Below are 10,451 nucleotides of genomic sequence, written 5' to 3' on the forward strand. Positions count from 1 at the left end.
TCGCCCCCCCCGCCGCGCTGCGGATCGGGGGCCGGCCCGGGTCGGGGCGGCCCCGCGCCTGCGGAGGCGCGGGACCGCTGCGGCCGGGGAGGACGAGGTCAGGCGAGGACGCTCTCCAGGGAGACGGACTCCAGGCCGAAGGCCTCGGCGACGGCGCCGTAGGTGATCTGGCCCTCGTGGACGTTCAGGCCCTTGGCGAGCGCGGCGTCGCGGCGCAGCGCCTCCTTCCAACCACGGTTGGCCAGCTCGACGACGTACGGCAGCGTCGCGTTGGTCAGCGCGTAGGTGGAGGTGTTCGGGACGGCGCCCGGCATGTTGGCCACGCAGTAGAAGACCGAGTTGTGGACCTGGAAGGTCGGCTCGGCGTGCGTGGTCGCGTGCGAGTCCTCGAAGCAGCCGCCCTGGTCGATGGCGATGTCGACGAGCACGGAGCCCGGCTTCATGCGGGAGACCAGCTCGTTGGTGACGAGCTTGGGGGCCTTGGCGCCCGGGATCAGCACGGCGCCGATCACCAGGTCGGCGTCCAGGACGGCCTTCTCCAGCTCCAGCGAGTTGGAGGCGATGGCCTTGATCTTGGTGCCGAAGATCTTGTCGGCCTCGCGCAGCTTGTTGATGTCGCGGTCGAGCAGGGTCACCTCGTAGCCCATGCCGATGGCGATGGTGGCCGCATGCCAGCCGGAGACGCCACCGCCGATGACGACGGCCTTGGCCGGGTGGGTGCCGGGCACGCCGCCGGGCAGCACGCCGCGGCCGCCGGCCGGGCGCATCAGGTGGTACGAGCCGACCTGCGGGGCCAGCCGGCCCGCGACCTCGGACATCGGGGCGAGCAGCGGCAGGGCGCCGTTGCCGAGCTGCACGGTCTCGTACGCGATGGCGGTGGTGCCGGACGCGACCAGCGCGTCGGTGCCGGCGCGGTCGGCCGCCAGGTGAAGGTACGTGAAGAGGGTCTGGCCCTTGCGCAGACGGTGGTACTCCTGAGCGATGGGCTCCTTGACCTTCAGCAGCAGGTCGGCGGTGGCCCACACCTCGTCGGCGGTGGGGAGGATGGTGGCGCCGGCGGCCACGTACTCCTCGTTGGGGATCGAGGAGCCGAGACCGGCGTTGTCCTCGATGTAGACCTCGTGTCCGTTGCGGACCAGCTCATGCACGCCGGCGGGCGTGATGGCCACGCGGTACTCGTGGTTCTTGACCTCGCGGGGGATGCCGACCTTCACGGCTAAACACGTCCTCTTGCCATGGGGGTCCCTACCGGAGAAGACCGGCGGGCGACGCGCACGTGGGGAGACCTCCGGAGACACCGGGGCACGGATCGCTGCGCGACTGAGTCCGAGTGTAATGAAGCCCAGGCGGCGTGTCAGCCTTCCAAAGTGAATAAATCTGCCGGACACATTGGCAGGTTCGTAGGCTTCCCCAATGATCTTTCTGTCAAAGCTGTCTCAACCGGGCATCTCCGACAATACCTCCGAAGTGCCCCCTACCACCCGCCGTCGAGGCGTTCGTGCAGCTCCGCCAGCGCGACCCCGACGGCCTGCTGCCCGCGGTCGTCGCCCAGTCGGCGCAGCACCGACAGGGCGGCCCGGTACTCCCGCTCGGCCTCCTCGAAGCGGCGCTGCCCGGTGTGCGCCTCGGCCACCCGGGCGAGCAGCCGGGCCTCGGCGGCCTGGTCGCCCATCGACTGCCGCAGCCCGAGCGCCCGCCCGTACCAGTCGGCCGCGCGCACCGCGTCGCCGAGCGCGCGGTGGCAGCCGGCCGCGCTCTCCAGCGCACGGGCGCAGAGCGGCTCGTCGTCGGCGGAACGGGCGTGTTCGAGGGCCGCCCGGTAGTGCCCGCCGGCCTGGTCCCAGCGTCCGGCGGCGGCCTGCAGGTCCCCCAGATTGAGCAGCGCGGCGGCGGCCCGGCGGGGCTTGCCGTGCCGCTCGGCCACGGTCAGCACCAGTTCGTGCAGCTGGTAGAGGTCGGCGGGGGCGGCCGCGCCGGTCAGCGGCAGCGAGCGCAGCAGGGCGGTGACCAGGCGGCCGGCCGAACCGTCCAGGTCTCCCTGGCCGATCGCGTCGGCGACGGCGCCCAGCAGCACGTCCCGCTCGCCGAGCAGCCACTGCCGGGCGTCGGTCGCGGAGCGCAGCCGCAGCGGGCCGGGCAGCGGGTCCGGACCGGGGCCGTCGGCCGGCTCCAGCAGGGCCCGGGCCGACTCGGTCAGCCGGACCAGCCGTTCCAGCAGCCGCGCCCGGGCGAGCTCGATCTCGGCGGGCCGGTCCTCCCGCTCGCGCAGCCGGACCAGCCGGGGGTAGAGGCGGCCGGGCACCCGGTAGCGCGGGGTGCCGTCGGCGGCGGGCGGCTCCTCGCCGAGCAGTTCCCGCTCGGCGAGCGCGGCCAGCGTCGCGGCGGCCTCCGGGGCCGGGCAGCCGACCAGCGCGGAGGCGGTGCGCAGGTCCGCCGTCTGGGCGGGGGCGAGGGTGAGCGCGCGCAGCATCCGGGCCTGGGTGGCCGGCAGCGCGTCGTAGAGGAGGGTGAAGGCGCCGATCAGCGGGTCGTTGTCCGGGACGGGAACGGGTTCGGCGGGCTCCGGCGCGGGCTTGACCCAGGCGGCCGGATCGGTCGGCGGCACGGCCGGGGTCGGCCCGCCGGCCGGGGCCGGCCCGGCGACCGGGGCCTGCCCGGCGACCGGGGCCTGCCCCGCGGGCTTCCCTCCCTCGGCCTCGGGGCGCCGGCCGTCCGCCGCGGCCTTCCCGCCCTTGTCCCCCTTGCCGCGGTGCCCGCCCCTCGCGTTCCTCCCGGCGGCCGCGGCGGGCTGCCCGGCGCCGCCGTCCCCGCCCGGTCCCGCCGCTCCCTCCGGCCGCCCGTCCCCGCTGCCCGGCTGCTTCCCGTTCGGCGTCGGCTTGCCGCCCGATGCCCCCGTCGGCGTGCCGCTCGGCGCCCCCGACGGCGTGCCCGGCTTCACGCCGGCGTCCCCGGCCGGCCGGCCGTCCGCCTCCCGCACCGCCCTGGCCAGCTCCCGGGCCGCGTCCGTGACGGCCAGCTCGGGGTTGCTCCGCAGCCACCCGGCCATCAGCCGCAGCGCGGCCGGCCGGGAGGCGCAGGCCTCCGCGAGGTCGGCCCCGCCGACCGGGTCGCAGCCGATCCTGGTGCCGCCGACCAGGTCGCCGAGGAGTTCGCCCGCGGCCTGCCGGTCGAGCCCGCCGAGGATGACCGGGTCGATGTCCTCGATCCCGGTGAGCGGCCCGGCGGTGGTGGCCAGCACCAGGCAGCCGGGCTCGTCCGCGAGCAGCGGCCAGAGCTGCCCGGCGTCCCGGACGTCGTCCAGCACCAGCAGCACGCGCCGTCCGGCGAGCGCCTCGCGCAGCGCCACGCAGGCCGGTTCGTCCCGGACGTCCTCGACGGCGCCGGGCAGCGGCACGCCGGCGCCGTCCGCGCCGAGCTGCTCCAGCAGCCGGCGGGCGGCCCGGGCGGGCGGCACCCGGCCGCCGTCGGGGGCGGAGAGCCGGGCGAAGAGCACACCGTCGGGGTAGTCGGCGGCGACGGTGACGGCGAACCGGGCCGCCAGCGTGGTCCGGCCGGAGCCGGGGCGACCGGCCAGCACCAGCACCGGGCAGCGGCCCTCGGCGGGGCGTGCGGCGGCGGCCCGCAGCGCGGCCAGCTCGGCGCGGCGGCCGACGAGCAGCGTGGGACCGGCGGGCAGCCGGTCCAGCCCGGGAACGCCCTCGACGGGCGCGCCGGGGCCCGCTTCCATCGTCGCCGTCTTCCTCGCCACCCGTGCCACTCCCGACGTCACCCAGCGCTCAGCGGAGGCGGCCCGCGGACGGGCGCCCTGTCTGCGAAGCGTAGTTCGACCGCCCGGGCGGCCCGGCGTGACATCCGGTCGTACGAACCGGTAAATCACCCCCGCGGATCAACCGCGGGGCGCGACGGGGAGCGGTCGGGCCCGCGGCGGGAACGGTCAGGCCCCGAACGGCCTCGCGGGCCAGGGCGACTCCGCCGGGCGCAGCGCGTCCAGGCCGCCGGGGCCGGTGAGCGCCGCGTGCAGGGCGAGCGTGCCGGTGATCAGGGTGGGGTTGTGCAGCTCGCCGGCGTGGATCAGCCGGACCAGCTCGGCGACCGGCACCCGCGCGGTCTCCAGCTCCAGCTCCTCGCCGTGCGCCTCGTAGCGCTCGCCCTCGGCCTCGGCCAGGTCGGTGGCGAGGAAGAGCCGCAGCGCCTCGTCGGTGCCGCCGGGCGAGGTGTAGAAGTCGACCAGCACCCGCCAGGTCCCGGCCTTGCAGTGGGCCTCCTCGTACAGTTCCCGCTGCGCGGCGTGCAGCGGGTTCTCGCCGGGGACGTCGAGCAGCCCGGCCGGCAGCTCCCAGAGCCGCTGGCGCACCGGGTGGCGGTACTGGCGCAGGACCAGCACCCGCTGCTGGTCGTCCAGGGCGAGGACGGAGACCGAGCCGGGGTGGATCTGGTAGTCGCGGCGGGCCCAGCTGCCGTCGGGCATCCGGACCTCCTCGGAGCGCACCCCGGTGACCTTGCCCCGGAACGGCGTCGTGCTCCCCCGGACCTCCCACTCCTCGGCCACGTCGAAGATCCTGCGGTCGTCCATCGCTCTCCCCTTTTCGTCAGTACGACACAATCTAACGCCGGACGGCGGCCCCGCGGGAATCGCGGGGCCGCCGTCCGGTGACGGGTCGTCGACCACTTGTTACGAGGCGGTCGCCGTCTTGATCTCGATGGCCGCCTTCACCAGGCCGGCGAACAGCGGGTGCGGGCGGGTCGGGCGGGACTTCAGCTCCGGGTGGGCCTGGGTGGCCACCAGGTAGGGGTGCACCTCGCGCGGGTACTCGACGTACTCGACCAGGTCGCCCTTCGGGGAGAGGCCGGAGAACTGCAGGCCGGTCTTCTCCAGGTCCGCGCGGTACGCGTTGTTGACCTCGTAGCGGTGGCGGTGGCGCTCCTCGACGTACTGCTCGCCGCCGTAGACCTCGCGGACGATCGAGCCCTCGGCGAGCTTGGCCGGGTAGAGGCCCAGGCGCATGGTGCCGCCCAGGTCGCCCTTGCCGTCGACGATCGCCAGCTGCTCGGCCATGGTGGAGACGACCGGGTGCTTGGCCGCGGCGTCGAACTCGGTGGAGTTGGCCTCGGGCAGGCCGGCCAGGTTGCGGGCCGCCTCGATGACCACGCACTGCAGGCCCAGGCACAGGCCCAGCAGCGGGACCTTGTTCTCGCGGGCGTAGGTGATCGCGCCGACCTTGCCGTTGACGCCGCGGTCGCCGAAGCCGCCGGGGATGCAGATCGCGTCGACGTCGCCGAGCTGCTCCTGGGCGCCCTCGGGGGTCTCGCAGTCGTCCGAGGTGACCCACTTGATCTCGACCCGGGCGTTGTTGGCGAAGCCGCCGGCGCGCAGCGCCTCGGTCACCGACAGGTAGGCGTCCGGCAGGTCGATGTACTTGCCGACCAGCGCGACCTTGACGATGTGCTGCGGCTCGTGGACGCGGCGCAGCAGGTCGTCCCAGGTGGTCCAGTCCACATCGCGGAACGGCAGGTCCAGCCGGCGCACGACGTACGCGTCCAGGCCCTCGCCGTGCAGCACCTTGGGGATGTCGTAGATCGACTTGGCGTCGATGGCCGCGACCACGGCCTCCTCGTCCACGTCGCACATCAGCGAGATCTTGCGCTTGATGGCCTGCGGGACCTCGCGGTCGGCGCGCAGCACGACGGCGTCCGGCTGGATGCCGATGTTGCGCAGCGCAGCGACGGAGTGCTGGGTGGGCTTGGTCTTGAGCTCGCCCGAGGGGCCGATGTACGGCAGCAGGGAGACGTGCACGAAGAAGACGTTGTCCCGGCCGACCTCGTGGCGGACCTGGCGGACGGCCTCCAGGAAGGGCAGCGACTCGATGTCGCCGACGGTGCCGCCGACCTCGGTGATCACCACGTCGACGTCCTCGGTCGCCATCCGGCGGATCCGGGACTTGATCTCGTTGGTGATGTGCGGGATGACCTGGACGGTGTCGCCCAGGTACTCGCCGCGGCGCTCCTTGGCGATGACGGTCGAGTACACCTGGCCGGTGGTGACGTTCGCCGAGCCGTGCAGGTTGGTGTCGAGGAACCGCTCGTAGTGGCCGATGTCCAGGTCGGTCTCGGCGCCGTCGTCGGTGACGAAGACCTCACCGTGCTGGAACGGGTTCATGGTGCCCGGGTCCACGTTGAGGTACGGGTCGAGCTTCTGCATCGTCACGCGCAGGCCGCGGGCCTTGAGCAGCGCACCGAGGCTGGAGGCGGTGAGGCCCTTGCCGAGCGAAGAGGCGACACCCCCGGTGACGAAGAGGTGCTTGGTCGTCACGGCGCGGCTGTTCGATGCCTTGCCGGAATGGGGCTGTGCCAAGAGGGGGCTCCCGTGGGTCGCGTGTCGAAGGTGACGTGGGCGGGAGGCTCGCGGCTCGCCTGCCGACGGGAGCGCGGTGCAGGGCACGTCGCTCGGAGGGTCGTCGGTTCGGCTGGTCCGGGGCGTTTGATCCCACCGGTCCACGGGATACCAGGGTATCAGTGACCCGGCCGGGGCGCTTTCCCGGCCACCGGCCCGGGCGCGGAACCACACGCCCGGCGCACTCCCCGGCGCAGCACAGGCGCACCACCCGGCGCACGGGCCACACCGGTCGTACCACCGGCCCGGTCGGGCCACCTGATGGCCATTCGTCCGGGCCATGACCGGCCCTCCCGACGGACCATCCGGAGCTGATCCTTCCGGGCCATCCTGAACGGCGTACCCGCGATGCACGGCATTTCCCCCGAATTGTGGCGCCACGCTGGGCGGCGCCCGCGTGCTTCGCCCCTTTCGTCCGTCGTAAGCTGCACGGACGCATCGCCGACAGCACGAGCACGCGGAGGGCGTGGGAGGGTCAGGACACTCCCTGTCCCCGATGCGCGACCGGACCTCCCCGTAATCTGCTCATCCCCACCACTCCAGGGGCTCCACCGAGCCTCACGCGGACACTCCGGCAAGGCCCGCCACCACCCCCCGGCAGGCCGGACGTCCCGGGGGTGGCCCCGGCCCCGCAGACCCGCTGGCTCTCCCCGGATCGCCGATGCGTCCTGACCACATTGCGAACTGGAGATCCACGTGGCCGGCCGTATCGAGGACTACGCACTCATCGGGGACATGCAGACCGCCGCCCTGGTCAGCAGGGACGGGGCGGTCGACTGGCTGTGCCTGCCCCGCTTCGACTCGCCGGCCGTCTTCGCCGGCCTGCTCGGCACCGATGAACACGGCTTCTGGCGGATCGGCCCGGCCGAAGTGGTCGCCGCCGAACCGCCGGCCCCCGCGGCCGCCCCCGCCCCGGCCGCCGTCCGCGCCCGCATCGCCGACACCGGCGACCTCCGCGTCCCGCCGGCCACCGCCGCCGCACCGGCCGTCCCGGCCGACCGGCGCCGCTACCGGGGCGACTCGCTGATCCTGGAGCAGGAGTGGGACGCCCAGGGCGGCACCGTCCGGGTGACCGACTTCATGCCCCCGCGCCCGCTGGCCGGCCGCGACGCCGTCCCCCAGATGATCCGGATCGTCGAGGGCCTCAAGGGCACCGTCCGGATGCGCTCGGCGGTCCGGATGCGGTTCAGCTACGGCCGGGTGGTGCCCTGGGTGCACCGGGTCGAGCAGGCCGACGGCGGCCACCGCACCGTCGCCGTGGCCGGCCCCGACTCCGTCTGGCTGGACGGCGAGGCCGAGACCTACGGGCGCAACCTCACCACCTACGCCGACTTCACCATCACCGCCGGCGAGCGGATCGCCTTCGCCCTCACCTGGCAGGCCTCCCACCTGGAGGCACCGGCCGTCCCCGACGCCGAGGAGATGCTCGCCGCCACCGAGGACTTCTGGCACGACTGGGCCGGCCAGTGCACCTACCAGGGCCCGTACCGGGAGGCGGTGATCCGCTCGCTGATCACCCTCAAGGGCCTCACCTACGCCCCCACCGGCGGCATCGTCGCCGCCCCCACCACCTCCCTGCCCGAGGACATCGGCGGCGAGCGCAACTGGGACTACCGCTACACCTGGCTGCGCGACGCCGCGATCACCCTCTCCTCGCTGCTGCGCACCGGTTACCGCGACGAGGCCCGGGCCTGGCGCGAGTGGCTGCTCCGCGCGGTCGCCGGCGACCCGGAGAACCTGCAGATCATGTACGGCATCGCCGGCGAGCGCGAGCTCACCGAGTCCTCGCTGGACTGGCTGCCCGGCTACGAGGGCTCACAGCCCGTCCGGGTCGGCAACGGCGCCGCCGGCCAGCTCCAGCTGGACGTCTACGGCGAGGTCGTCGAGGCCCTGCACCTGGCGCACATGACCGGCCTGGTCCGCAACGACCACGCCCACCACCTCCAGCTGCGCCTGATCGAGTACCTGGAGGACCACTGGCAGGAGCCGGACGAGGGCATCTGGGAGGTCCGCGGCCCGCGCCGGCACTTCGTCCACTCCAAGGTGATGGCCTGGGTCGCCGTCGACCGCACCATCAAGCTGCTGGAGCAGACCCCCGAGGACGCCCCCTCCGACGGCCACCTGGACCGCTGGCGCGAACTGCGCGAGACCATCCACCGGGACGTCTGCGAACGGGGCTACGACCCGGAGCGCAACACCTTCACCCAGTACTACGGCGGCCGGGAGCTGGACGCCTCGCTGCTGCTGATCCCCCAGGTCGGCTTCCTGCCGCCGGACGACAAGCGCGTCATCGGCACCATCGAGGCGATCCAGCGCGAGCTGTCCACCGAGGACGGCTTCGTGCTGCGCTACCCCACCCACGACGAGAGCGGCAACAACGTGGACGGGCTCTCCGGCCACGAGGGCGCCTTCCTGGCCTGCTCGTTCTGGCTGGCCGACGACCTGGCCATGATCGGCCGGGTGCAGGAGGCCCGCGAGCTGTTCGACCGGCTGCTGTCGCTGCGCAACGACATCGGGCTGCTCGCCGAGGAGTGGGACCCGCGGGCCAAGCGCCAGGTCGGCAACTTCCCGCAGGCCTTCAGCCACGTCCCGCTGATCGACACCGCGCTGCGGCTGACCGCCTGCGGCGGCGCCTACCTCTCCGCCCAGCCGGACGGCCCGGCCGCCGACCGGGCCGAGCAGGCCACCGTCTGAGGCGTCACGGCGTGCGCTGCACCAGCTCGTCGTAGGTGCTGAGCACCTGGGCGACGGTGGCGGCCTCGTCCGGCCAGGTCTCGGCCTGCTGCCGGCCGGCCGCCACCAGGCGCTCCCGGCGGTCCGGGTCGGCCAGCAGCTCGCGGACCGCCCGGCCGATCGCCGCCGCGTCGCCGGGCGGGACCAGCACGGCCGCGTCGCCGACCAGCTCGGGGATCCCGCCGACGGCGGTGGCGACCACCGGCACGCCGGCCCGCATCGCCTCCTGGACCACCAGCGAACGGGCCTCCCAGCGGCTGGACAGCACCACCACGTCGGCGGCGGCCAGCAGGTCCGGGACGTCGGTGCGGTAGCCGAGCAGGCGCACCGGCAGCTTCTCGGCGGCCACCCGCTCGCGCAGCCCGGCGGCCTCCGGGCCGTCGCCGGCCAGCAGCAGCAGCGGCTCCGGGTCCAGCGCGGCCAGCTCGCGGGAGGCGTCCAGCAGCAGCCCGAAGGCCTTCTGCGGGACGAGCCGGCCGACCGCCAGCACCAGTGGGCGGTCCGGGCCGTCACCGAGCAGCGCGGCCCGGGCCGCGGACCGGTCCAGCCGGCCCTCCGGCATCGGCGGGGCGGCGACCGGCCCGAGCCGGGCGTCGGTCGCGCCCAGCTCGCGGGCCCGGGCCACCAGGTCGGAGGAGGCGCCGAGCACCAGGTCGGCGGCGCGCGCCACCCGGCGCTCCATCAGCCGCTGGAGACGGCGTTCCATGCCGGTGGCCAGCAGCGCGTGGTGCGAGGTGACCACCAGCGGGGTCTCCGGGCGCAGGCCCGGGAAGCGGCCGGCGGTGCGCAGCGCCAGGTCGGAGAGGAGCCCGGCGCGCAGGCCGTGGGCGTGCACCACGTCGGCACCGGTGAAGGCGCGGCGCAGCTCGCCGATCGCGGCGGCGTCGCTGCGGGCGCCCGCGGTGGGGGTGATGTCGACCAGGTGGAACCGGGCGCCGCTGCGGGAGAAGCCGAACAGGGCGTCCGTCCCGGCGGGCGCACAGACCGTCACGGTGACCCCGTGCGCGACCAGGCCCTGTGCCAGGGACCGCACGTGCGCACCGATGCCGCCGGTACTGGCGGCCAGGACGAGCACCACGTGCAGCTGACCCCGGTCAGGGGCGGCCGCGGTGGCCCGGGCGGCGGAATGGTCCACGTCGTCTCGCATCCGACTCGATCAGGTTCGCGCGCCGCTTCCGCGGGGGTTTCCCGCCGGCGACGCTCGGGACTGGAAAGCCAGTGTCCAGCCGCCACCATGCCAGGTCGGCGGCCCTCTTGGACAGTCGGCGCCACCCGGGGCGCGTCGCCGTCCGGCGCGGCGGGGGGCCGCCCCCGGCGCGCGCCCGGC

6 protein-coding genes are annotated in these 10,451 nt (G+C 74.6%); 1 reads left to right on the forward strand and 5 read right to left on the reverse strand.

What is annotated here, in order from left to right; all coding sequences use genetic code 11:
• Positions 1 to 98: 98 nt before the first annotated feature.
• The 4 genes from ald to ABZ885_RS28650 form a co-directional block, all read right to left on the reverse strand.
• On the reverse strand, positions 99 to 1,214 hold the full coding sequence (ald, locus tag ABZ885_RS28635) for an alanine dehydrogenase (protein ID WP_360194608.1): 1,116 nt from the start codon (positions 1,212 to 1,214) through the stop codon (positions 99 to 101).
• Between the two features lie 260 nt (positions 1,215 to 1,474).
• Entirely contained in the window at positions 1,475 to 3,727 is a 2,253-nt protein-coding gene (locus ABZ885_RS28640) for an AAA family ATPase (RefSeq protein ID WP_360194611.1), read from the reverse strand.
• A gap of 207 nt (positions 3,728 to 3,934) precedes the next feature.
• A complete protein-coding gene (locus ABZ885_RS28645; protein ID WP_360194613.1) occupies positions 3,935 to 4,573 on the reverse strand; it encodes an NUDIX hydrolase in 639 nt (212 codons plus the stop codon).
• 99 nt (positions 4,574 to 4,672) lie between these two features.
• On the reverse strand, positions 4,673 to 6,310 hold the full coding sequence (locus tag ABZ885_RS28650; protein WP_360194616.1) for a CTP synthase: 1,638 nt from the start codon (positions 6,308 to 6,310) through the stop codon (positions 4,673 to 4,675).
• 777 nt (positions 6,311 to 7,087) lie between these two features.
• Here ABZ885_RS28650 and ABZ885_RS28655 point away from each other — a divergent pair.
• Complete coding sequence (locus ABZ885_RS28655) at positions 7,088 to 9,085, forward strand: glycoside hydrolase family 15 protein (RefSeq protein WP_360194619.1); 1,998 nt, start codon at positions 7,088 to 7,090, stop codon at positions 9,083 to 9,085.
• Positions 9,086 to 9,089: 4 nt separating this feature from the next.
• Here ABZ885_RS28655 and ABZ885_RS28660 read toward each other — a convergent pair whose 3' ends face one another.
• Positions 9,090 to 10,271, reverse strand: a complete 1,182-nt coding sequence (locus ABZ885_RS28660; protein WP_360194622.1) for a glycosyltransferase family 4 protein — start codon at positions 10,269 to 10,271, stop codon at positions 9,090 to 9,092.
• Positions 10,272 to 10,451 lie beyond the last annotated feature (180 nt).

This window comes from Kitasatospora sp. NPDC047058 (genome assembly GCF_040643935.1).
Classification (GTDB): Bacteria; Actinomycetota; Actinomycetes; order Streptomycetales; family Streptomycetaceae; genus Kitasatospora.

What these genes read in the sequence shown, in the direction of transcription:
- ABZ885_RS28660 (WP_360194622.1), bottom strand. Translation starts at nt 10,271, where the DNA reads ATGCGAGACGACGTGGACCATTCCGCCGCCCGGGCCACCGCGGCCGCC.
- ABZ885_RS28645 (WP_360194613.1), bottom strand. Translation starts at nt 4,573, where the DNA reads ATGGACGACCGCAGGATCTTCGACGTGGCCGAGGAGTGGGAGGTCCGG.
- ABZ885_RS28640 (WP_360194611.1), bottom strand. Translation starts at nt 3,727, where the DNA reads ATGGAAGCGGGCCCCGGCGCGCCCGTCGAGGGCGTTCCCGGGCTGGAC.